The sequence below is a fragment of the Paractinoplanes aksuensis genome, assembly GCF_024137025.1.
Taxonomy (GTDB): Bacteria; Actinomycetota; Actinomycetes; order Mycobacteriales; family Micromonosporaceae; genus Actinoplanes; species Actinoplanes aksuensis.
The window spans coordinates 64,963-87,621 of the sequence record NZ_JAMYJR010000002.1; the positions used below are offsets into that span (position 1 = coordinate 64,963).

At 72.0% G+C, this 22,659-nt stretch carries 21 protein-coding genes; 7 read left to right on the top strand and 14 right to left on the bottom strand.

Going from position 1 to position 22,659, the window contains the following annotated elements:
- Positions 1 to 60: 60 nt before the first annotated feature.
- Positions 61 to 1,218: a GAF domain-containing protein gene (locus tag M1L60_RS02245; protein WP_253235553.1), complete on the top strand. Its 1,158-nt coding sequence runs from the start codon at positions 61 to 63 to the stop codon at positions 1,216 to 1,218.
- A gap of 169 nt (positions 1,219 to 1,387) precedes the next feature.
- Here the strand turns inward: M1L60_RS02245 and M1L60_RS02250 are convergent, their stop codons facing one another.
- From M1L60_RS02250 to M1L60_RS02275, 6 genes are all read right to left on the bottom strand, one after another.
- On the bottom strand, positions 1,388 to 1,945 hold the full coding sequence (locus M1L60_RS02250) for a hypothetical protein (protein WP_253235554.1): 558 nt from the start codon (positions 1,943 to 1,945) through the stop codon (positions 1,388 to 1,390).
- Between the two features lie 122 nt (positions 1,946 to 2,067).
- Positions 2,068 to 3,105 (bottom strand): ATP-grasp domain-containing protein, encoded by a 1,038-nt coding sequence (locus M1L60_RS02255; RefSeq protein WP_253235555.1) that lies wholly within the window; start codon positions 3,103 to 3,105, stop codon positions 2,068 to 2,070.
- A gap of 122 nt (positions 3,106 to 3,227) precedes the next feature.
- Positions 3,228 to 5,303, bottom strand: coding sequence for a molybdopterin oxidoreductase family protein (locus tag M1L60_RS47675; protein ID WP_253235556.1), 2,076 nt, complete (start codon positions 5,301 to 5,303; stop codon positions 3,228 to 3,230).
- 67 nt (positions 5,304 to 5,370) lie between these two features.
- Positions 5,371 to 6,105, bottom strand: coding sequence for an SDR family NAD(P)-dependent oxidoreductase (locus M1L60_RS02265; protein ID WP_253235557.1), 735 nt, complete (start codon positions 6,103 to 6,105; stop codon positions 5,371 to 5,373).
- Positions 6,102 to 6,959 (bottom strand): fumarylacetoacetate hydrolase family protein, encoded by an 858-nt coding sequence (locus M1L60_RS02270; RefSeq protein ID WP_253235558.1) that lies wholly within the window; start codon positions 6,957 to 6,959, stop codon positions 6,102 to 6,104. The genes M1L60_RS02265 and M1L60_RS02270 overlap by 4 nt, the downstream gene beginning before the upstream one ends.
- Positions 6,960 to 6,975: 16 nt before the next feature.
- On the bottom strand, positions 6,976 to 7,833 hold the full coding sequence (locus tag M1L60_RS02275; RefSeq protein ID WP_253235559.1) for an SMP-30/gluconolactonase/LRE family protein: 858 nt from the start codon (positions 7,831 to 7,833) through the stop codon (positions 6,976 to 6,978).
- Between the two features lie 77 nt (positions 7,834 to 7,910).
- On the opposite strand from M1L60_RS02275, the gene M1L60_RS02280 reads away from it, so the two are divergent.
- The 3 genes from M1L60_RS02280 to M1L60_RS02290 all read left to right on the top strand — a co-directional run bounded on the left by M1L60_RS02280 (position 7,911) and on the right by M1L60_RS02290 (position 11,047).
- Positions 7,911 to 9,629, top strand: coding sequence for a dihydroxy-acid dehydratase (locus M1L60_RS02280; RefSeq protein WP_253235560.1), 1,719 nt, complete (start codon positions 7,911 to 7,913; stop codon positions 9,627 to 9,629).
- 17 nt (positions 9,630 to 9,646) lie between these two features.
- Positions 9,647 to 10,492 carry an alpha/beta fold hydrolase gene (locus M1L60_RS02285; RefSeq protein ID WP_253235561.1) on the top strand — a complete coding sequence of 282 codons (846 nt, stop codon included), beginning with the start codon at positions 9,647 to 9,649 and terminating at the stop codon, positions 10,490 to 10,492.
- Between the two features lie 288 nt (positions 10,493 to 10,780).
- The gene (locus M1L60_RS02290; protein WP_253235562.1) at positions 10,781 to 11,047 is read left to right on the top strand and encodes a peptidase associated/transthyretin-like domain-containing protein; all 267 of its coding nucleotides are present in this window, start codon (positions 10,781 to 10,783) and stop codon (positions 11,045 to 11,047) included.
- Positions 11,048 to 11,057: 10 nt separating this feature from the next.
- Here M1L60_RS02290 and M1L60_RS02295 read toward each other — a convergent pair whose 3' ends face one another.
- Positions 11,058 to 12,299, bottom strand: a complete 1,242-nt coding sequence (locus M1L60_RS02295; protein ID WP_253235563.1) for a L,D-transpeptidase — start codon at positions 12,297 to 12,299, stop codon at positions 11,058 to 11,060.
- 179 nt (positions 12,300 to 12,478) lie between these two features.
- Positions 12,479 to 12,673, bottom strand: coding sequence for a hypothetical protein (locus tag M1L60_RS02300; RefSeq protein WP_253235564.1), 195 nt, complete (start codon positions 12,671 to 12,673; stop codon positions 12,479 to 12,481).
- Positions 12,674 to 12,824: 151 nt separating this feature from the next.
- On the opposite strand from M1L60_RS02300, the gene M1L60_RS02305 reads away from it, so the two are divergent.
- A complete protein-coding gene (locus M1L60_RS02305; RefSeq protein ID WP_253235565.1) occupies positions 12,825 to 13,517 on the top strand; it encodes a carbon-nitrogen hydrolase family protein in 693 nt (230 codons plus the stop codon).
- Positions 13,518 to 13,639: 122 nt separating this feature from the next.
- Here the strand turns inward: M1L60_RS02305 and M1L60_RS02310 are convergent, their stop codons facing one another.
- A complete protein-coding gene (locus M1L60_RS02310) occupies positions 13,640 to 14,443 on the bottom strand; it encodes an inositol monophosphatase family protein (RefSeq protein ID WP_253235566.1) in 804 nt (267 codons plus the stop codon).
- 355 nt (positions 14,444 to 14,798) lie between these two features.
- A complete protein-coding gene (locus M1L60_RS02315; RefSeq protein ID WP_253235567.1) occupies positions 14,799 to 15,272 on the bottom strand; it encodes a MarR family winged helix-turn-helix transcriptional regulator in 474 nt (157 codons plus the stop codon).
- Between the two features lie 49 nt (positions 15,273 to 15,321).
- Between M1L60_RS02315 and M1L60_RS02320 the strand changes: the two genes are divergently transcribed.
- Positions 15,322 to 16,158: an alpha/beta fold hydrolase gene (locus M1L60_RS02320; RefSeq protein WP_253235568.1), complete on the top strand. Its 837-nt coding sequence runs from the start codon at positions 15,322 to 15,324 to the stop codon at positions 16,156 to 16,158.
- A 540-nt stretch (positions 16,159 to 16,698) separates the two neighbouring features.
- On the opposite strand, the gene M1L60_RS02325 is transcribed toward M1L60_RS02320, so the two are convergent.
- Positions 16,699 to 17,493 carry a universal stress protein gene (locus tag M1L60_RS02325; protein WP_253235569.1) on the bottom strand — a complete coding sequence of 265 codons (795 nt, stop codon included), beginning with the start codon at positions 17,491 to 17,493 and terminating at the stop codon, positions 16,699 to 16,701.
- Positions 17,494 to 17,754: 261 nt separating this feature from the next.
- Between M1L60_RS02325 and M1L60_RS02330 the strand changes: the two genes are divergently transcribed.
- Positions 17,755 to 19,362 (top strand): serine/threonine-protein kinase, encoded by a 1,608-nt coding sequence (locus M1L60_RS02330; RefSeq protein ID WP_253235570.1) that lies wholly within the window; start codon positions 17,755 to 17,757, stop codon positions 19,360 to 19,362.
- 496 nt (positions 19,363 to 19,858) lie between these two features.
- Here M1L60_RS02330 and M1L60_RS47680 read toward each other — a convergent pair whose 3' ends face one another.
- From M1L60_RS47680 to M1L60_RS02345, 3 genes are read right to left on the bottom strand one after another with little or no spacing between them, the layout of a single operon-like run.
- The gene (locus M1L60_RS47680) at positions 19,859 to 20,542 is read right to left on the bottom strand and encodes a double zinc ribbon and FHA domain-containing protein (protein WP_253235571.1); all 684 of its coding nucleotides are present in this window, start codon (positions 20,540 to 20,542) and stop codon (positions 19,859 to 19,861) included.
- Positions 20,539 to 21,804 carry a vWA domain-containing protein gene (locus M1L60_RS02340; RefSeq protein ID WP_253235572.1) on the bottom strand — a complete coding sequence of 422 codons (1,266 nt, stop codon included), beginning with the start codon at positions 21,802 to 21,804 and terminating at the stop codon, positions 20,539 to 20,541. The genes M1L60_RS47680 and M1L60_RS02340 overlap by 4 nt, the downstream gene beginning before the upstream one ends.
- 2 nt (positions 21,805 to 21,806) lie before the next feature.
- The gene (locus M1L60_RS02345) at positions 21,807 to 22,622 is read right to left on the bottom strand and encodes a PP2C family protein-serine/threonine phosphatase (RefSeq protein ID WP_253235573.1); all 816 of its coding nucleotides are present in this window, start codon (positions 22,620 to 22,622) and stop codon (positions 21,807 to 21,809) included.
- Between the last annotated feature and the right edge of the window lie 37 nt (positions 22,623 to 22,659).

Consider the following 22,659-nt stretch of genomic DNA (forward strand, 5'->3'; position numbering starts at 1 on the left):
GGCTCGACTTCGGTTCGCAACAGGGTTGCAACACATTGCACGCGCGGGCCATGCTCAGCCATGGGCGATTTCAGCGCCGTGCGGCCGGGCACCGACCTGTCGCGGCACGCCCGTGAGCTGCGCCGCGTGCACGACGCCGTGCTGACCGGCGGCCGCCCGGCCCACCGCCCGCGCGCCCTGGTCGAACGCTCCTGGTCCCGCGTGATCGGCCTCGGGCTCGACCCGGGCCGGGCCAACGCCCGCGACCCCGTCCCGTTCGACGAGGTCGAGCGGCTGCGCCGGGACAGCCCGCTGGCCCTGATCATCGACGACCTGCTGCGCCTGGCCGACGGCTTCCTGCTGGTCGTGACCGACGCCGACGGCGTGATCCTGTGGCGGGTGGGCCCCCACGGCCTGCTCCACCGGGCCGACGGCCTGGGCTTCACCGAGGGCGCCCACTGGACGGAGGCGGCCGTCGGCACCAACGCCATCGGCACCGCCCTGGTCGAGGCGGCGCCGGTGCAGCTGTTCTCGGCCGAGCATTTCGAACAGGCCCAGCACGCCTGGTACTGCACGGCCCACCCGGTCCACGACCCCAGAACGGGGGAGATGCTGGGCATCGTCAACGTCAGCGGGCCCGCCCTCACCCTGCACCCGGCCATCGAGGTCCTGGTATCGATGGGCGTACGCCTGGCCGAGGCCCAATTGTGGCGCCACCACGCCGACCGCCTGGAACGCCTGCGCCGCTCGGCCGCCCACGTCCCCGGCCCCCACCTGATCGTCGACGAACACGGCTGGGTGGCCGCGGCCAGCGGCGTCGCCACCCGCGACCGCATCGGCGCACCCCGGGCGGGCACGGCGCTGGGCGTCCCCGGCCTCGGCCTGTGCCTGCCCGAGCGCCTCGCCGAAGGCTGGCTGGTCCGGCCCGCGGGCCCGTCGACGACGATTCGCGCCACGCTCGACCTGCGGGCCGCACCCGTCCTGGAAGTGCACAGTGAGGCCGCGCCGTGGCGCACCCCGCTGACCCGCCGCCACGCCGAGATCCTGACCCTGCTCGCGACGTGCGGTCCGGACGGCCTGACCGCGAGCCGGATGAGCCGCGTCCTCTTCGGCGACGCCGACCACGTGGTCACCGTCCGGGCCGAGATCTCCCGCCTGCGCCGCGCCATCGGCGCCCTGGTCGCCACCAACCCCTACCGCCTGGCCACCGGCGTCTCCCTGGGGGTCGTCCGGCCGTAAGGCGTGTTTCATAACTGGACCCGACCTGCGCCGGGCCCAGATTCCGGCTGCGCACGTCCCGCGAAAGGCCGGTTACAACACCGGTAGCCTGCCTTCCGCGGGCCGCACGCAGCCGAAATCTGGACCTCGCCGCAGGCCGACCCCAGTTATGAAACACGCCTCAGCACGGTCACTCGCCGATATCGTCGACCTCACCGCAGCGGCTGCACCTTTGCGGGGACGGGCCGGAGAAGTCGTGATCGGGGAGCATCCCGGGGCGGTGGTAACCGCAGTCACGGCAGACCTCGACCACGTCGCAGGGGCTGCTGCGGGGCGGCAGGGTGACGTGGCGGAGCTCCTCGGGTGTCAGCTCGGCCACGACCACTTGCCGGACGCTGTGGGCCGCGGCCCGGCCCTCGGCGTGGCAGCGGTGACAGCGGCTGATCTGGACGCATCGCTCGTCCTTGACGGACGGCGGGCCCCAGTCGTGCATCGGGCCCGCGGACAACACGCGGTCGCAGGTGGAGCAGCGGTTCTCGTGGCGGCACGGCTCCGCCTCGGTCCCCGCGGGACGCTCCACCACGGTGTGCCGGCCGGCCCGGCACATTCCCCTGGCGCCCACCGGCCAGGGACGGCCCCGCCGGCGGTTGTGGACCCAGTCGACCGCGGAGAGGACCGCGGCCAGCACGGCGACGACCGCCACAGCGATCAACCCATAGATCCACGTGTTGTCCCGGACCCAGTCCACACCCGCCCGCCGGCCAGGGGCGGCCGCGGCGGCGGTCGCGGAGCCACCCCAGCGCCGAGCCGGTCGCCGCGAGCACGAGAACGGCGGCGACGACGATCAGCCCGACCTTCCAGTCCACGCCCTCAGTGTCGCGGTACGCGGTAACGGGCAGGGGAAGCCTTCGTGACGCGACGTTCTATCTCGGACACGTACGCGGCCACCAGCGGGTCGATGACGCGGGCCAGGAAGCCCGGGCTGCGCCCGCCCGGCATCACGTTGACCTCGCCGACCACCGGTGCCGCCCAGTCGCCGAAGATGTCGGCGCTGCCGTAGCGGTTGCCGGTGGCGGTGACCGCGTCGACCGCGAGCCGCTGGATCCGGGTCGGCAGGAGCCCCGGGTCGACGGCGACCGAGCGGCCGCCGTGCCGGCTGTTGGTCGGCCGGCCGGCCTGCGATTGCGTACGAACCGTGGCGTGCACGGCCCGGCCGTCGAGCACGGTGACGGCGACATCGGTCCGCTCGCCGCCGACGATACTGCGCACGTCCTCCTCGACCAGGCACAGCCGCCCGTCGGGGGTCGGCCGCATCGCCTGGTGCACCGCCGGGGCGATGTCCTGCCCGCGCGGCACCCAGAAGACACCGTGGCTGTGGGTGTCGCCAGGTGCCTTCACCCACACGTCGACCGGCAGCGTTCGGGCAGGAAGTTCGGCGGTGACAACCGCGTGGCGCGGCTGGGGGAGCGCCGCCAGGACCTGGCGGGTGCGGTGCTTGAAGGTCGCGTCGAGCACGGACGACCAGGACCCGGCCAGCGACGTGAGGCCCTGCTCGGCGATCTCGCGGTACAGCCCGGCGAACTCCAGACGGCGGGTGATGTCAAGAGCGTCGGGCCACACAGCCTCGACGGCGAGCGGCTCGCTGAGCGTTCGGGCCGCGCCGGGCTTGGCCCGGCCGACGAGCTGTTCCCGGCCCGCGGCGGTCAGCACGATCACATCGTCGACGATGACGTGGGCGGGGGAGCCGTCCAGCGTCCGGTGGTGGCCGCGGACGCCGTCGACGAGCACCGCGCTGATCGGCTCGCGCGCGGCGTAGAGCTCGGCGTCGACCAGGATCGGGCAGTGCCCGGCGTGCCGGATGCCGTGCAGGATCAGGGCGAGCTTGTCCCGCTCGGCGGAATCGAACAAGCCGACCACCGCGATCCGGTGCCTCAACCTTTCATCGCCGGCGAGGAGCAGACGCGGTAAAGCGCCCGATCAGCGTCGGCGACCGAAAGTGATCGCACTCGGGCCCGGCCTGGCGCACAGCGTCATGATCTCACGAGCGGCTTGATCTCGACCGGGATTCCGTTGAGGACGCTGTTGCCCGAGAGCGGGTCGATGACCGACTCGTCGGTGAGCACGTTGGAGTTGACGCCGGGGTGGGCCGCGGCCACCGTCTGGCGGGTGCCCGGCACGTCGTGGCCCCAGCCGTGGGGCAGGCTGACCACGCCCGGCATCACGGCGGCGGTGACCTCGACCCGGGCCGTGATCGTGCCGACCCGCGAGGTGACCTGCGCGTCGTCGCCGTCGGTGAGGTCGAGCCGGGCCGCGTCGGCCGGGTGCAGCTGCAGCGTGCAGCGGTCGCGGCCTTTGACCAGGGCCGGCACGTTGTGCATCCAGCTGTTGTTGGAGCGCAGGTGCCGCCGGCCGATCAGCACCAGGCCGGCCGGCTCGCGGGTGAGCGCGGCGCGCAGCCGCTCGACGTCGGCCGCCAGCGGGGCCGGGCACAGCTCGACCCGGCCGCTGGGTGTCCGCAGCACCTCGGGCAGGCGCGGTTCGAGCGGCCCCAGGTCGACGCCGTGCGGGCTCTCGATCAACTGCTCCAGGGTCAGGTCGTACGGGCCGGCGCGCAGAGCTGCGGCGAGCAGGCGCTCCGGGTCCGCGATGACCTCCTGGCCGGAAACGATTGTCGTGAGGCGGGCCAGGATGTCGCACTCGTCCATCGCTCCCGGCAGCGGCGGGAGCACCGGCGGGTGGTAGGCGGCGAAATTGCGTACGGCCAGCGCGAGGAACGAGAAGTCGTAGTGCCCCTTGCGGACGGCGTCGGGCGGCGGCAGCACCACGTCGGCGTGCCGGGTCGTCTCGTTCAGGTAGGGGTCGACGCTGACCATGAACGACAGCCCGGCCAGGGCCCGGTCGAGCCGCCCGCTGTTCGGCGTGGACAGCACCGGGTTGCCGGCCACGGTGACCAGGGCCCGCACCTGCTCGTCGCCCGGCGTCTCGATCTCGTCGGCCAGCGTGGCCACCGGCAGCTCGCCCTTGACCTCGGGCAGCCCGCGGACCCGGCTGTGCCAGCGCCCGACCCGGAAACCCTGGCCGCTGCCCGTGCCCCGCCGGACGTGCGGGGCCAGCGGGAACATCACGCCGCCGGGCCGGTCGAGGTTGCCGGTGAGCGCGTTGACGACGTCGATCAGCCAGCTGGTGAGCGTCCCGAACTCGACCGTGCACGTTCCGATCCGCCCGTAGACGGCGGCGCGCGGGGACGCGGCCAACTCGTGGGCGAGCGACCGGATCCGGTCGGCGGGCACGCCGCAGGCCGGGCTCACGACCTCCGGCGCGAAAGCGGCGGCCAGCCGGCCCACTTCGGCCACCCCCGCGACGTACGGGGAAGGGTTGAGAAGGTTGTCGGCGAACAGCGTGTGGACGAGGCCGAACAGCAGGAACGCGTCTGTCCCGGGGCGGATGAACAAATGCTCGTCGGCGTGCTCGGCCGTGCGCGTGCGGCGCGGATCGACGACGATGAAGCGCCCGCCCCGCGCCTGGATGGCCTTGAGCCGGCCCGGGAAATCGGCCGCGGTGGCCAGGCTGCCGTTGGACTCCCACGGGTTGGCGCCGAGCATGAGCAGCAGGTCGGTGCGGTCGAGATCGGGCACGGGGATGGTGAGCGGGCTGCCGAACAGGTAACCGCAGGACACGTGCTTGGGCATCTGGTCGACCGTGCTGGCCGAGAACACGTTGCGGGTGCCGAGGGCCTTGACCAGCGGGCTCAGGTAGAGCCCACCGGCCATCGTGTGCACGTTCGGGTTGCCGAGATAGATCGCGACGGCGTGCGGCCCGTGCGTCTCCAGGACCGGCCGCAGACCGTCGGCGACCACGTCGAAGGCCTCGTCCCAGTCGACCTCGACATGCGTGCCGGCGCGCCGCACGAGCGGCCGCCGGAGCCGATCCGGATCGTCGGTGACCTGCCCGAACGTGGCGCCCTTGGGGCAGACGAACCCGTGGCTGAACACGTGGTCGCGGTCGCCCCGGGCCGCCACCACCCGCTCGTCCACGATCGTCAGCTCGAGACCGCACGCGGCCTCGCAGAACGGGCACGTCCGGTACGCGGTGCGCGAGTCAGCCACGACGCCACCAACCTCTCCGTTGGTTACTCGTGGGTATCCTGCCACGCCCACCGCGTTCGGGAAACCGCTACTTGCGCAGCCGCAGGCCCTGCATGCCGCCGTCGACGGCGAGCGCCACACCCGTGGTGGCCGAGGCGCCCGGCCCGGCCAGGTAGGCGATCGCGTCCGCGATCTCGTCGGCCGAGACCAGACGGCCCGAAGGCTGCCGGGCCTCGAGCGCGGCCCGCTCAGCTTCCGGATCGTCGGCCTTGCCCAGCAGCCGGCCCACCCACGGTGTGTCCGCCGTGCCCGGGTTCACGCAGTTGACCCGGATGCCCTCGCCCAGGTGGTCGGCCGCCATGGCCAGGGTCAGCGACTGCACCGCGCCCTTGGTCGCGCTGTAGAGGGCCCGTTGCGGCAGCCCGGCCGTGGCGGCGATCGAGCACGTGTTGACGATCGCCGCGTGCTGCGACTCGCGCAGGTAGGGGAGCGCGGCCCGGCTCACCCGCACCATGCCCTGCACGTTGACGTCGAACACGCGGGCCCACTCGGCGTCGTCGTTGTCCTCGATCGTGCCCTGGGCGCCGATGCCGGCGTTGTTGACCACCACGTCGAGACCGCCGAACGCGGCCGCCGCCTCGGCCACCGCGGCCCGTACGGAAGCGTCCTCGGTGACATCGCAGCGGATGCCCAGCAGGGGCGCGGGCACCTCGGGGTTGAGGTCGAGCGCGGCCACCTGGTATCCACGCTGCGCCAGCAGGTTGGCGGTGGCCAGGCCGATACCCGAGGCGCCGCCGGTGACGATCGCGCGCAGCCCGGTCATCGCGGCCCCACCACCGTCTGGCGCGCGGTGCCGAGGTGCTCGATGCCGAGCGTCATCACGTCGCCCGGCTTCAGGTAGACCGGTGGTTTCATGCCCAGGCCGACGCCGGGCGGGGTGCCGGTGTTGATCAGATCGCCCGGTTCGAGCACCAGGAACTGGCTGAGGTAGTGCACGAGGAAGTAGGGGTCGAAGATCATCGTGCGGGTGTTGCCGGTCTGGCGGCGCTCGCCGTTGATGTCGAGCCACATGTCGAGGTTGTTGACGTCCGGGATCTCGTCCGCGGTGACCAGCCACGGCCCGGCCGGGTTGAACGTCTCGGCCGACTTGCCCTTGCTCCACTGCCCGCCACGCTCGATCTGGAACTCGCGCTCGCTCACGTCGTTGACCAGCACATAGCCGGCGATGGCGTCGCGCGCGGCCTCGACGTTGTCGAGATACGACGTACGGCGGCCGATGACGATGCCGAGCTCGACCTCCCAGTCGGTCTTGGTCGAACCGCGCGGGATCCGCACGTCGTCGTACGGCCCGACGAGCGTGTTGGGCGACTTGGTGAACAGGATCGGCTCGTCCGGCGGGGTGGCGCCGGTCTCGGCGGCGTGGTCGCTGTAGTTCAGCCCGATGCACAGGATCTGGTGCGGCCGCGCGATCGGGGCGCCGATCCGCTGGTCACCCAGCGCGTGCGTCTGCCCGGCGGCGATCCGCTCGGCGACCGGCCCGGCGATCCGCTCGAGCCCGCCCGCCCCGAAGAAGGCCTCGTCGAAGTCCCCGACCAGGTCGGACACGTCGACGTACGAGTCGCCGGCGCGCACGGCGGGCTTTTCGGCGCCGACAGCGCCGATTCGCAGGAGTTGCAAGGGTGTTGCTCCGTTCTCAGGGGTTCCAGTACGGCGTACGGAGTCCGGTGGCGCCGACGGCGGCCGTGAACAGGCGGCCCGAGGCCGGCTGGCGGGTCAGTTCGGCCGGGGTCATGCCCTCGGTGGCGGTCGTGATGACCAGGATGTCGAGCTCCGGGCCGGCGAAGGCGCAGCTCGTGGGGTGGGCGGCGTCGACCTCGACCACGGCCAGCAGCAGGCCCGAGGGGGTGCGGCACTCGACCCGGCCGAGGCCGTGGTTGGCGATCCACAGGTTGCCGAGCGCGTCCACGCACAGGCCGTCGGGCAGCCCGTCGGTGATCCGGAACAGCTCCCGGCGCTCGCCGTCCGGGTAGTCCCGGCCGTAGATCACGCCGGGGATCGAGTCGACGCTGTACAGGGTGGCGCCGTCGGGGCTCCAGGCCAGGCCGTTCGAGAGGGTGAGGTCGTCGTCGAGCACGGTCACCGCGCCGTCGTCGAGCCGGACCAGGGTCTGCGTGCCGGACGAGTCGTCCAGCGCCATGCCGCCGACCAGGAAACGGCCCTGGGGGTCGACGCCGCCGTCGTTGAGGCGGCTCCCGGCCCGGGTGAGGTCGGCCACCGGCGTACGGGCGCCTTCGGGGTCGATTCTGACGACCGCACCGCGCTGGGCCACCAGCAGGTCGCCCGCGGCCGACACGGCGACCACGCAGGCCAGGTCGTCGAACTCCCAGGTCTCGGTCACCGTGATCCGGCCCGGCTCGACCGTCCCGGCGTGCACCGTGCCGCCCAGGATGTCGACCCAGAGCAGGCGGTTGCGGTCGGCGTCCCAGACGGGGCCCTCGCCGAGGGTGTAAGCCTCCGCGCCAGCCGGCCCGGCGACGAAGCGCGCAGTCATGTTCCGAAGCGTATGCAAAACTTTCGCTCAGTAGAAGGATCTTCCCGCGGCAACCGGCGCGGCGCTACGGTCGGATCATGTCTGAGCGGCGCAGCGCGCAGTGGTACGGGGGCGACGACCGGAACAGCTACATCCATCGGGCCTGGATGAGGCGGGGTTTCCCGGCCGACGCGTTCGACGGCGAGCGCCCGCACATCGCCATCGCCAACACCGCGTCGGATCTCACTCCTTGCAACGCCCACCTCAACGAGGTCGGCCGCAGCGTGGCCGACGGCATCCACCGGGCCGGCGGCATCGCGCTCAACCTGCCGGTCGTCTCGCTGGGGGAGACCCAGGTCAAGCCCACGGCCATGCTGTGGCGCAACATGGCCGCGATGGCCATGGAAGAGATGTTCCGGGCCAACCCGATCGACGGCCTGGTGCTGCTGGGCGGCTGCGACAAGACGATCCCGGCCCTGCTCATGGCCGCGGCCTCGGTCGACCTGCCGGCCGTGGTGGTGCCGGGCGGCCCGATGCTGACCGGCACGTTCCGCGGCACCCCGCTGGGCTGCGGCACCGACGTGTGGAAGCTGTCGGAAGAGGTGCGGGCGGGCACGCTCAGCTCGGCCGAGTTCCAGCGCTCCGAGTCGTCGATGATCCGCAGCCGGGGTCACTGCAACACCATGGGCACCGCCTCCACCATGGGCCTGCTGGCCGAGGTGCTGGGCATGACGCTGCCCGGCATCGCGGGCACCCCGGCCCCCGACAGCCGCCTGCTCGAGGCCGCCCACGCGACCGGGGTGCTGGCGGTCGACCTGGTCGACCAGGACCGGCGACCGAGCGCGGTGATGACCCGGGAGTCGTTCCACAACGCGATCGTGGCCCTGGCCGCGCTCGGCGGCTCGACCAACGCGGTCGTCCACCTGCTGGCCATCGCGGGCCGCCTCGGCATTCCGCTCACGCAGGACGACTTCGACCGGATCGGGGCCGGCGTGCCGCTGCTGGTCGACCTGCAACCGGCGGGCCGCTTCCTGATGGACGACCTCTACCGGGCCGGTGGTCTGCACGCGGTGCTGGCCGAGGTGCAAGACCTGCTCGACCCCACGGCCATCACGGTCATCGGCGAGCCCCTGGTCTCGGCGCTGGGGGTCGCCCAGGTGTACGACCGTGAGGTGATCCGCCCCCGGGCCGACCCGCTGCAGATGGAGGCGGGCATCGCCGTGCTCTACGGCAACCTCGCCCCCGACGGCGCCCTGGTCAAACCGGCCGCCGCCACGCCCGCGCTGCTGCAGCACCGCGGCCCGGCGGTCGTCTTCGACTCGGTGGAAGACCTCAAGGCCCGCCTGGACGACCCGTCGCTCGAGGTCACGCCCGACTCGGTGCTGGTGCTGCGCGGTTGCGGCCCCAAGGGCTACCCCGGCATGCCCGAGGTCTCCAACATGCCCCTGCCGGCGAAGTTGCTGGCCGAGGGCGTACGCGACATGGTCCGCATCTGCGACGGCCGGATGAGCGGCACCGCGTACGGCACGGTGGTGCTGCACGTCGCCCCCGAGGCGGCCGCGGGCGGCCCCCTGGCCAAGGTCCGCACCGGCGACCCGATCGTGCTCGACCTGGAGAACCGTCGTCTCGACGTCGACGTCCCGGCTGAGGAGTGGGCCGCCCGCGAGCCGTCGGCCGAGGCGGCCCGGGCCTACGCGGCCCCCGCGCGGGGGTGGGAGAAGCTCTACGTCGACACCGTGAACCAGGCCAACACCGGCGCCGACCTGGACTTCCTGCTCGGCGCCAGCGGCGACAAGGTGGCTCGGGAGTCGCACTGACCCGTTACGCTGCCCGCGTGAGACGGACGGCAGTGGCCTTGGCCGGGGACGGGCACAGCATCGGGTACGAGGTTCGGGAACCGGCCGGGGCCGAGCGGCCGCCGGCGATCGTCTTCCTGCCCGCGCTGGGGGTGCCGCTGTCGTACTACGACCGGTTGTTCGACGTCTGGGCGGGGGACGGGCGGCGCGTGGTCGGGGTGGAGCACCGCGGTCAGCCGATGAGCCCGATCACCGGGATCCGGCGGGGGCGGTTCGGTTACAGCGACATGATCCGGCGCGACCTGCCCGTCGTGTTCGAGCTGTCCGAGGTGCGGGACGCGGCCCAGGTCGTGCTGGTCGGGCACAGCATGGGTGGGGCGCTGGCCCTGCTGTCGGCGGCGGCGGGCACGGTGGCGCCGGACGCCATCGTCACCATCGCCACCGGGACCAGTTGGTGCAGCGCCGAGTTCGGGGCCCGGCGGCGGGTGCAGCGGTATGTCGGCACGCGGACGGTGCGGGCCATCACCCGTACGCTCGGGTACTGGCCCGGCCATGTCTTCGGGTTCGCCGGTCGGCAGCCGAGCACGGTGATGCGGGATTGGGCCTACGAGGCCAGCCATGGGCAGTTCCGGCTGCACCGCGACCCGTTCGACTACGAGGCCGCCCTGGCGAAACTGGACACGCCGCGCCTGATGCTCGGCATCGACGGCGACGACCTGATCAACCCGCGCGCGGTGGCCCTGCTGGCGAAACGAGCGGCCAACGCTTCCCGCCTGCAGGTGCGGATGACCGATGAGGTCAACCATTTCTCGTGGGCCCGGCGCGCGCCGGCCGAGGTGGCCGCCCCTATCGACCGGTGGCTCACCACCCTCGAATCCCATTGACCGTAGCCAATTCCGTCGTGTGGCTGTGATACTCATCGGACGACTGACAGTCCGAAGTGGAGAGACGCATGCGCGCACGGGGGCTACCGTGCCGGCCGACCCCGCTACAGCGTCCGCGCGGCGCTGTTCGATCTGACCGCCGTTCCGAACGAGCCAAGTGGGTTCGCCGTGGTGCAGGTGCCGGTCGGAAACAGCCCCGGGTCGTGGAACGTCTATGCCAGGGCCAACGACGGGAGCACGGACAGCCTCATCGCAGCGGCCGGCTTTGAGGTCCGGAATCTTGTCGCTTTGGACGGGCGAGTGCTCGACTACACGACGTGGCTGCCGGTGGAGAACGCGATAGTCCGCTTGGAACCGGGCGGACATCAGACCACGACCGATGCCGAGGGCGAGTACGAGTTCCTGACCGCTGACGTGCCGCCCGGTGAATACACGATCATCACCGCGCACGAGGACTGCTCGAATACTCAGGGGCCGTACCTGGTCGACGGTCAGGGTCTCAGTCTCGACCTGTTCCTGTTCGGGCCATGGTGCGACTCGGGCGTACGTCGATAGAGCGACGCGGTCAGTCGGTGTCGCGGCCGTACTTGTCGAAGGGGACGGTCCAGTCGCCGAGGCCGTTCCAGATCGGGAGTTCGCGCGGGGTGTTGCGGACGTCGACGATGTCGCCGACCAGGAAGTTGTTGTAGACCCACTTGGCGTCGGCGGTGCTCAGGTTGATGCAGCCGTGGGACAAGTTGGCCCGGCCCAGCGACTTGTTCCACGGCGCGCCGTGCAGGTATTCGCCGGAATAGCTGATCCGGGTGCAGAACTCGATGTTCTCGGACACGTAGTAGTTCGGGTCCTTGGGGTCGGTGACGCCGTAGCTCGCCGAGCTCATCGTGTGTTTGCGCTTCTTGCCCAGCACGACGTGCGGGCCGCCGGCCGTCCAGTAGCTGATCTTCTCGCCGTTCGCGCCGGTGGTGCCGCCGCCCTTGCCCAGGCTGCTCTTCATCGTACGAACGAGTTTGCCGTCGATGTAGACCTTGGTCATGTGGGTGCGGTTGTCGCTGATCGCGATCAACTGCCGCCCGATCTTGAAGTTCGTCGAGACGTTCTTCGAGCCGTACGTGGTCTTGCCCAGCTTCACGCCGAACATGTTGACGCTGACGTCGATCTTCGTGCCGGCCGCCCAGTACTTGGCCGGACGCCAGTGCACCGTCCGGTCGTCGCGCCAGTAGAACTTGCCGGGCACGGCGGGCGAGGTCTTGATCTCGATGGCCTTCTCGGCCGCGTTCTTGTTGACGGCGCGGCTGAACCGGACGATCACCGGCTGCCCGGCGCCGTACGTGCGGCCCTCCTTGAGGGCGAGCATGGCGTTGGCCTGGAAGGTGACGGTGGCCGTCTTCTCCGGCTTGAGCGTGGTGAACGTGGTGTCCTCGGTGGTCTGCACGCCCGCAGCGTCGGTCGCCGTGACACTGACCTTGTACTTCTTCCCGTACGCGAGGTCGCCCGTCGACTGCCAGGTGCCGTCGTCCCGCAGAGCGCCTTCGACCTTCGTCGCGCCCGCGCTGACGGTGACCGATTCGATCTTGCCGCCCTCGGCGCTGACGACGACCGGCTTCACCGGCGAGACCCCGGTGTTCCCGGCGGCGGGCGTCACGGTCAGCTGCACCGGCGGGGCGGCGGCCTCGGCGGCCTCGGCGGCCGAGCCGACCCAGGAGGCGGCCTTGTCGCCGCCTCCCTTGCCGGTGGTGGAGCACCCGGCCACCACGGCCGCCGCGGCCGTGCCGATGGCACCGAAGATCACCTTGCGTCGCTGAATCATGACTCTCGCATTCGGGGGATGCCAACCGGCGCCGTTCAGGGCCCTGTCAGAAAGACGCGAGCGGGCCGGGATCCGTTGCCCCCGTCTTCAAAGGGTGATCATCCTGACAGATTTCCATGCCTGCCGATACCCCGTCCGACTTGTCGGGATCGACGGCGCCGGCTTAACCCCGGCGGCGGTCAGTCCGGCGGTTCGGGAGCGTCCTCCGGCTCGCCTTCGCTGAGGTTGGCGCGGTGCTCGTTGATGCCCTTGTTACTGCTGCCGGTGGCCGGGGTGTCAGCCGTCGGTGGCTGGTCGGTGGGGAAGGGGTCAGTTTCCGGAGAGCCGGTGACGTGCTGCTCGGTGCTGGCACCGGCGTTCGATGAGTCGGTCATGTGGGGCAATTACCCGATGCTGGACGTCAGGAACTTTTCCCGTGCGATCCGCGGGCGATTTCGGCAGACTGCGGACCATGGCTGACGGGGTAGTTGTGCGGTTTCACCCGGCTGTCGGCGCTCCCGCAATCCTCGACGCCCGGTTGTCGTGATGCGCGTCGGTGTTTGCCAGACCCCGGAGATCGTCGGGGATGTACAGGCGGCGCTCGACCTGATCCGGGAGTTCGCCGAGCAGGCCGACGGGGTGGATCTGCTGGTCTTTCCGGAGTGCTTCGTGCAGGGCTACAAGGTGACGCCGGCGCACGTGCGCGAGTTCGGGTTGCCGGTCGAGATGCGGCTCGACGTGCGACCCACCGTCGTGCTCGGGCTGATCGAGCGAGGGGGCGGCCGCTACTTCAACACGGCGGCGGTGGTGCGGGGCGGGCGCACCGTGGGTGCGTACCGGAAAACGTTCTTGACTCGGGGTGAAAGCGTCTTCACGGCGGGCGGGGAGTATCCGGTCTTTGACTGCGCGGGAGTCCGGTTCGGCATCAACATCTGTTTCGACGCCCAATATCCGCATGCTGCGGCGGCTGTGCGCCGGCAGAACGCCGAACTGCTCGTCCTGCCCGCCCAGAACATGATGCCGCGCGCGAAAGCTTTGGTCTGGCAGCACCGGCACAATGAATTACGCCGCGAGCGCGTACGCGAAACCGGCCTGTGGCTGGCCTCGGCCGACGTCGCCGGCGAGCGTGGCGGCACTCATCTCGGCCTGGGCCCGACGTGCATCATCAGCCCCGCCGGCGAAATCGTGGCCGAGGTACCACCCGGAACCGTGGGAATGGCCGTCGCGACGATTTCCTGACGCCCATCACCCGCCGCGGACTTTCCTGGCGCCTGCGGTGTGGCGCGCCGTTTTCCTGAGGCCCGTGACCTGTCGCGACCTTTTCCTGGCGCCTGCGGTGTGGCGTGACGATTTGCGGACGGCTATGACGTGGCGCGGGCGGCGGGGTCGCCGACGACGGTGAGGGCGGCCTGGCGCAGGGCATCGCTGCGGGCGTACACGGAAGCGCCCGGGCCCGGCTGCAGGCGGCCGTCGACGCTGCTGAAGCTGCCGCCCGCCTCCCGCACGATCAGCGAGGTGGCGGCGAAGTCCCAGATCTGGCCGCCGGTCTGGACGGCCAGGTCGAGGTCGCCGCGCGCCACCATCAGGCCCGGGTGGATGGGCCAGGGGAGCGCGGGCGTGACCTCTTTGAGCGGCGCCACCAGCTCACGGCCCCAGTCCTCGGGGACGACGCCGAGTCGGCTTCCGGCCACCGAATCGGCGCCGGCCGACACGCGTACGGGGGTCTCGGCGACCACGCGTCCGCCGACCACCCGGCCCTCGAACGCGCCGCCGCCCCGGGTCGCCCACCACAGGCTGCCCTGCGCGGGGTGGGCCGCGACGGCCGCGACGATCTCGCCGTCCTCCTCGAGCCCGATCAGGATGAGCCAGCGGTTGTCCCCGGCCACGAACAGCGCGGTCCCGTCGATCGGGTCGATGATCCAGCGTCGCCCGGCCGTACCGGTCTGACCCTCCTCCTCGCCCAGGATGGCGTCCCCGGGCCGGGCCGCGGTCAGCACGGCCCGGATCGCGGTTTCAACGGCCCGGTCGGCCGCGGTCACCACCGACCCGTCCGCCTTGACCTCCCGCGGCAGTTCGGCCAGCGCCTCGAAGTGCGGCAGCGCCACCGCGGCCCCGGTCAGCACGGCCCGCTGCGCAAGCTGAAGATCAGTCTCCACGGTCCCCATCCTGCCTCCGTTCGCCCACCGTCCAAGCCGACTCGCGGGCCGTGTCACCCACCTCACTCCACCGGGTTGAACATCGCACCAACCACCGGTGACAACAGCCGACACCAGCGGCCCGCCACGCGCTCCCCGTACCCACAACCCGTCACCCATGTCGCGTTGCCCCACGTTGGGTAGCCCACGTTCCTGGCCCTGCGGCCCTTGCCCCGCGCGAATACGGCCCTTGCCGCGGTGGCCCTCGCGACCGCGCCGGTGGCGCTCGCGCTCGGTCTTCGTTTCGCTGCCCTTGCGGCTGTGGCTGCGGCGCGCGCCCAATGCTCGTGACCGCCGCCCGCGCCTCGTTCTTAAGCTGCTTGTCTCAGGTGCCGAGGTCACGGGCCATCCAGCCGGGGGTGTCGAAGCGGACGGGCTGGTCGCCGACGAGGGCGGCCAACTGGTCCTCCAGGGCTTCCAGCTGTTCGGGGCCGATCTGTTCGGCCCATCGCCGGCGGCGGGCGTTCAGGACGGCCTCGCCCTGGCGCAGTACGTCGAAGCCGAGCGTGGTGACCTGCAGGCGCTTGCGGCGGGCGTCGCGGGTGTCGGGTGCGCTCGCGACATAACCACGCTCCTGCAGGACGGCGATCGTGCGCGCCGCCGACTGCTTGGTGATCGAGAGACTGCGACCGAGCTCGGACGCGCTCTCGGCGCCGTTGGCGATCGCGCGCATGGCGAAGTCGTGCACCGGGCGCGTGTCTTGGTGACCCAGCTCGGCCAGCTCGGTGATCGCCTCGTCGACCATCGCGCGAAAGCCGGCCAGCAGCAGCAGGGCCAGATCGGGCCCGGAACGGTTCATGTCACGAAGCCTAGACAATCGACAGCATGACTGTCTAAATTTCGACAGCATGACTGTCGAACATCACCATGCTGAGCTCAACGGCACGACACTGCACTACGTCTCGGCGGGCACCGAGGGTGAACCGATCCTGCTCGTCCACGGATTCCCCGAGACCTGGTACGCCTTCCACAAGCTCATCCCGCTGCTGGCCGCCCGCCACCGCGTCTACGCCGTCGACCTGCGCGGCTTCGGCGACTCCGCACCCGCCGCCGACGACCACGACAGCGCCGCTGCCGCCGAAGACCTGCACCAGCTGATCGCGCACCTCGCCGTCGGCCCCGTCCACCTGACCGGCCAGGACATCGCCGGCGCCACGGTCTTCCGCCTGGCCTCCACCCACCCCGAGGACGTCCGCAGCCTGACCGCGATCGAGATGGGCCTGCCCGGCTACGGCCTCGAGGCGCTGGCCGACGTCACCCACGGCGGCGCCTGGCACATCGGCGTGCTGGCCGCCCCCGGCATCCCCGACCTGCTGCTGACCGGCCGCGAACGCCAATTCCTGTCCGAGTACGCCTTCCCGTCGATGACGGCGACGCCGGGCGCGATCACCGACGCCGACCTCGACGAGTTCGCCCGCACCTACGCCCGCCCCGGCGGCTGGCGCGGCGCGGCCGGCCTCTACCGCTCGATGCTCCGCGAGGGCGACGAGATCAAGCAGCTCCCACCCCTGCGGGCCCCCGTCCTGGCCATCGGCGCCGGCGGCGGCCCCTTCACCGCGGCAACGATGACCCAGGCCACCACCACCCCAGTACGTTCGGTCCAGCTCGACGGCGTCGGCCACTACGCCGCCCTCGAAGCCCCGAAGCAGGTAGCCGACGCACTCCTGAGCTTCATCGCCCCCTGAGACCCCCGAACATCCTCGGTTCAGCGTCGGAAGGAGGGCCGAACACTGTTGGGCCTCCTCACCCCACGGACCGTCCTCCTGGTCAGCATCTACGCGGGCGCGGCCGCGCCGTCCGTCGAATCGCCGCCGCTATCCGGTCGACCCCACTACAGAGGTCGAATTCAGGCGACTCGTTCAAACGGTCTCGTCGGCGGCTCCGTCCAGGCGGCTTGGTGGGACGAGTCTCGTTCGTGCCGTTAGTTTCGGGTGGCCTGGCCTGGTTCGAGGAGCGTGGTCCGGCTGGCCTGGTACGGGTGGCCCGGTTCGAGGGGCGTGGTCCGGCTGGCCTGGTAGGGGTGGCGCGGTTCGGGTGGCCCGGTTCGAGGGGCGTGGTCCGACCGGCCCGGTCCCGGCGGCCTGGTTCGAGAGGCCCGCTCCGAGCGTCGGGTCCGAGCGTCCGGTCCGACCGGCGCGGTCCGGTCCGACCGGCCCTGGTTCGAGGGCCGGGCACGGGTTGCCGCCGGGGCGTCCAGTCCATCTGAATGAACGCGTGGGGTCGGGCTATCGGGCGACCACGACCGGGCAGGCGGAGCGGCGGAGCAGACGGCTGCCGATGGAGCCGAGCATCAGCCCCTCGTAGCCGTGTGTGCGGGGGCCGACCACGACCATCCGGGCGGCGCGGGAACGCTGCACGAGCACGCGGTCGGCGCGGCCGTCGACGTACTCGCGGCGGGCTCGGACGCCGGGGTACTTCTCGCGCCACGGGTCGAGGTCGGCGTCCAGGTCGGCGCCGAGCGGGTCGTCGGGGCGGCGACGGTCGCCGACCGTCACGGCCTCCAGCTCGGTGTGGTGCAGGGACGCCTCTTCGAAGGCTCGGCCCAGCACGGCCGATGAGACACCGCCGTCGACCCCGGCCACGACCGGGCCGGCGTCGGGGTCGTAGTGGCCGCGTACCACGACCACGCAGCACCGGGCCTGGGTGGCGACCTGGCTGCTGACCGAGCCGAACGGCAGCACCGGCAGGCCGCCCTCGTGCCGGCTGCCGACGACCACCATGGCCGCCTCCTCGGACGCGTGCACCAGCATCGGCACCGCGTACCCGGGCAAGGCCAGACATTTCACCTCGATGCCGGGCGCGGCCGCGTGGGCCTGGGCCACAGCTCGGCGCAAGTTGTCCGCGGCGTGGCCCTCGGCCGTGCGGGTCGAGGAACTGCCCGGTGTGGATCGCTCACGGTAGTAGGCCGCCAGCACCCGGAGCTCGGTCCCGCGGCGGGCGGCCTCGGCGGCCGCCCAGCCGACCGCCGCGACGGCGTGGTCCGAGCCGTCCACACCCACCACGATGCGCGATTTGATCATGTCCGCCTCCTCGAAACAGGCGGTCGCCGAGAACCGGCGGCTCGCTTCCAGAGTCGTCCTCCCGCGGCGCGGATGACAAGTAGGAAGGGCGATCGTGCGCTCACTGTCATTCGAGGAGGCGGCAGGTGTGCGGAGCTCGACTATTGAAAGAGCCCACGATGGACCTGATCAACCATTGCCGGGGCGCAAATGTCCGTCCGGCCGATTCGGGTGACCGGCCTGCGGATGCGGACGGCGGTCGATGTCGGCAGACTGCCTCGAATGGACGGATCCACCGCCTCCGCGAGCCCCGGCGCCGACCTCGCGGGCCGGCTGCTGGGCGACCGCTACGAGCTGCTGACACCGATCGGCGCCGGCGGTACGGCGGTGGTCTGGCGCGCCCGCGACCACGTGCTGGCCCGGGTCGTCGCGGTCAAGATCGTGGCGACGGAGGCGGGCGACCACCGCATCCGCCAGGAGGCCCAGGCCGCGGCTGGGCTGTCCCATCCGAACATCGCCCAGGTCCACGACTACGGCGAGTTGCGCGCCGAGGGCCGCCTTTTCCCGTATGTCGTGATGGAACTCGTCGAGGGCGGCACCCTCTCCCAGCGGCTGGCCGCCGGTCCGCTGACGCCGCGGTCGGCCGTGCGGGTCTGCGCCGAGATCGCGGCCGCGCTCGCCGCTGCCCACGCTGCCGGTCTGGTGCACCGCGACATCAAACCGGCCAACGTCATGCTCGGCCCCACCGGCGCCAAGGTCGTCGACTTCGGTATCGCCGCCGCCACCGCGCCTGCCGGGACCGGTGATCTCGACCCCGAGGTACTCGGAACCCCCGCTTACCTGGCCCCGGAGCGCCTCCTCGACGACTCCGTGGAACCGGCCTCCGACGTCTATGCGCTCGGCGTCGTCCTCTATCGCCTGCTGACCGGTCATTCACCGTGGACCATCGAGAACACCACGCAGATGCTGACCAACCACATCTACGTCAAGCCGGCTCCGCTGCCGCCCGTACCCGGTGTGCCGGGTTATGTCACCGACCTGGGCGAGCGTTGCCTGCGCAAGGACCCGGCCCGGCGCCCCAGCGCCCGCGAGGCCGCCACCCTGCTGAGTCAGGCCGCGGCCGCGCCGGAAGCTTCCAGGCCACCTGGGTCTGACCTGGCCGCCGTGGAGTGGCCGGGGTCTGGGCCGGCTGCCGTCGAGCCGCCGGGGTCCGGGCCGTCAGCCCTCGAGCGGCCGAGGTCCGGGCCGGCTGCCGTCGGGCCGCCGGGATACGGGCCGGCCGCCTCCGAGTCGGAAGGGTCGAAGTGCCGTCGCCGCCGGCCGCTGCTGGTGGGTGCGGCCGCGGCATCCGTCCTGGTCGTGGGCGCTGCCGGATGGTGGCTGCTGGGCGACGACGAGCTTCCGAGCGGGGCGGCGCCGGCTACGGCCTCCTCCGCGCCGCGTCCCGGCCTCAGCACGGCTCCGGCCCCCGGGAGCCCGTCAGCTCCCACCTCGGGTGAAGTGGCCGCCGTCCCGGGCAGGACCAGGGTTGCTCCGCCCGCCGCCACAACAGCACCGGCCACTCGGACGTCATCGCCGGCCACCACTGCCACGGCCCCGCCGCCGCCGGCCACCGTGGTCCCACCAGCGCCGAAGCGCCCGACCGCTGAACCCGGAGACCCAAGCGTCCGGTCGTTCTCGTCCGCCGCCGGCACGGCGACTGCGGCCTGCCCCTCGAGCCGGACCGCCGAGATCCTCGCGTACGTGCCGCGCAAGCCGTACAAGGTCGAGTCCGCCGACGAGGGACCGTCGGCCGCGGCCATCGTCACCTTCAAGCACGGTAACCGGACCACCACCATGACGGTGACGTGTGAGGCCGGCGAACCGACCGTCTCCGTCACCTCGGTGTAGCGGCGCGGGCGGACGCCAGGCACGGGCCAGGTTGACAGTGGTGTCAGGGCCGGGGCGTCAGGCGCGGGTCGGGTTGGCTACTGCCCTGGCGGGCCTGTTCGGGGTGGGCGTCAGAGCGGGTCGGGTTGGGTTCGGCCCTGGCGGTTCTGTTCGGGGTGGGTGTCAGGCGGGGGCGGGTCAAGACCGGCCCCGAGCGGGCCTGTCGAGGGTCGGGTTGGGTGCGGGCCTGTCGGGGTGGGCGTTGGGCGCGGGTCGGGTTGGGAACGGCTCCGATCGGGCCTGTCCAGGCGCGGGTCGGATTGAGTGTGGCCCTGGCGGGCCTGTTCGGGGTGGGCGTCAGGCGCGGGCCGGGTCAAGACCGGCCCCTGCGGGCGTGGCCGGGGTGGCGCGAGTCGCGGGCCACGGGGAACAGCGTGGCGGGCCGGAGTTCTGGGTGCGTGCGGTGGAACCGGCACCCGGTGGCGGAACCGGGTGCCGGACCAGCGATGACGCAGCGCTACCCGGCCGAGTCGGGGGAGTTCAGCGTCAGGGTGGTCCAGGCGCCCACGTGCACGCGGTCGCCGGTGGTCAGGGAGCGGGATTCGCCCGCGGTCAGCGGTGACTGGTCGTCGTTGATGTAGGTGCCGTTGGTGGAGCCCAGGTCGGACACCAGCCACACCCCGTCGACGCTGAGCGTGAGCAGCGCGTGCGAGTGGGACACACCGGGGTCGTCCTCGGACAGGTCGATCTCGGGGTGGGTGCCCTTCGAGTTGCTCTTGCGGCCGATCCGCACCTGCGGCGGGGGCAGCGTGACCGTGCGCGCGGCCTGCGTGGCCGGGAACTCGATGCCGTCGATCGCGTTCTCGGCGAAATACACCGGGTCGGGCGCGATCGTGACCGTCCAGCCCGCCACCGGGCCGGCGGGGGCCGCCACCGGCGCGACCAGGGCCGGCACGCGGCCGGTGTCGTGGTCGAAGCCGCAGTCCTCGCAGAACCGGGCCGTGCCCGAGCGCGGGGTGCCGCAATTCGGGCACGGCGGGCTGGCAGCAGGAGGATCAAGGGCACCGGTGGCCGCGGCGCCGGCGACGCCGCCGTGCGAGGTCGGCGAGCCCGCTGCGGCACCGTCGATCTTGGCGCCGCAGGTGTCGCAGAAGTCGCTCTCTTCCGACACGTGGCCCTTGGGGCAGGCGTACGTGGTCACTGGCCGCGCCCCACCCGCACGGTCTTGGTCGAGCGGGTGTCCAGCGCCATCTCGTCGGCCGCCGCCACCTTGCGCCGCAGCCGGACGGTGCCGGTCGCCGCGTCCTCGATGTCGACCACCGTGGCCAGCAGTTCCGAGGTCGCCTTGTTACCGCTCTCGTGGGCCAGCTGGGCCGCCCGCCCGAACTTCATCGTGGCGGTGTGGTCGTCGCCGGCCTTGCGGGCCTCGATGCCGGCCTGGATGGTCTCGGCCAGCTCGGCCTGCCCGGTGTAGTGGGCGACCTGCCGGTTGATCCGGGTCGACAGCGCCGCGTCGTCGGTCCAGACCGCGCGCACCAGGGCCTGGGTCAGCACGTTGTCGCCCTCGACGAGCGAGATCCGGGCGGCCAGCATCTCGTCGCCGGACGCGCCCGGCGGCACGTCGACGCACACGTGGTAGTCGCGGCTCTCGGCGCCCCACGACCCGAGCGGGTAGCGCGCGGCCCGCGGCCCGTCGGCCGTACGCTTGCCGGTCAGGTCGGCCACCTGCGGCTCGACCTGCTTGACGAAGCGGACGGTGGCGTTGACCGGCGTCCACACCTTGAGCTGGACGTCGGCCGAGGTCTTGCCCATGGCCGCGGTCATCATCTGCTCGAACGCGGCGGTCAGGTCGGACGGGCTGGCCACGATGTCGACCGTGCCCAGCATCGCGTCGGCGATCTTGCGGAGCTCGGACACCTTCCAGTTGGTGCCGACGCCGCGGGAGTCCACCGTGAACTTGCCGGCGATGCTGTCGAGCACGCTCTGCAGGTAGCCTTCGCGCTCGCCGTTGTCGCCGTCGGTGAGCATGATGGCGTGCGCGATGTCGCCCGGCCGCTGGGCGATGAGCTGGGCCGCGAGCAGCAGCCAGGCCCCCATCGCGGTGCCGCCGCTGGCGTGCAGCCGGTCGATGGCCCAGGTCGCCTCGGCCCGGGTCTGGGCCGACGCCACGGCCAGTTGACCCGGCGCCGGGAACAGCTGCTGGGCCGTGCCCACGCCGGCGATCAGGGCGAAATGGACTCCGTCGTCGAGGCACGCCACGGCCGCCTTGGCCGCCTGCCGGGCCGCCGCGATCCGTCCCTCGGCCTGCATCGAGCCCGACGCGTCGACGATGATGATCTCGGTGGCGCCGGCGGTGCGCTGCCCGCCCGCGCTGCCGGTCGAGGTGACCGTGACGATCGCGTTGACCTCGGTCGCCCCGAGGGCGAGGAACTCGTTCTGGAAGGCCTCGGCGGTGTACGTCATCCCTATTCCTTTGCGAGAGGCGATACGGGGATCAGAGCCACGGTGATGTTGTCGGCGCCACCGGCGGTGTTCGCGTAGTCGGCGAGCCACCGGGCGGCAGAGATCAGCGTGCCTTGTTCGCGCAACCCCTCGCGCACCGCCGCGGCGAAGGCGGCCGGGTCGGTCAGGTAGTTCCACAAACCGTCGCTGCACAGCACCAGGTGCCCGGCGTCGCCGACCACGAATTCGCCCGTACGCGGGGTGACCTTGCCGGCGTCCGCGCCGAGCCAGGCGGTGATGGCGTGGGCCTTGGGATCACGCATCGCCTGTTCCGGGTCGGCGCCCAGAGCGATCACGTGGGTGGCCCACGAGTCGTCCTCGGTGAGCTGCTCGGCCGGGCCGACCTCGGGCACCCAGTAGGCACGGCTGTCGCCGATCCAGCCCACCGTCACCGCGTCCCCGCGCACGGCGGCCGAGACGATCGTGCACGCTGGGTTGGAGGCCTGCCGCCGCGGGTCGCCCGACGCGGCCAGTTCGGCCACCGCGGCCTGTGCGGCCGAGATGGCCGCGGCCACGTCGCCCGCGGGCAGCAGGTCGCCGGCCGCCTGCACCGCGGTCAGCGAGGCGACGTCGGGGTCGAACGACGACGAGACGCCGTCGCTGATCACCACGTCGACCTCGGAACCGCGGGTGACCAGCCACATCGCGTCCTCGTTGCGATGATGCCGCAGCCCGCGGTCGGTCACGGAGGCGGCCACCGCGCCGCAGTCGGTCTCGAGATGATCACGTTCGCGCCCGGCCAGCATCCCGCAATGCTCGCAGTACCCGTCCTCGCCCACGCCGCCGGGTGTCCCGCAATGCTCACAGGCCGGTTCA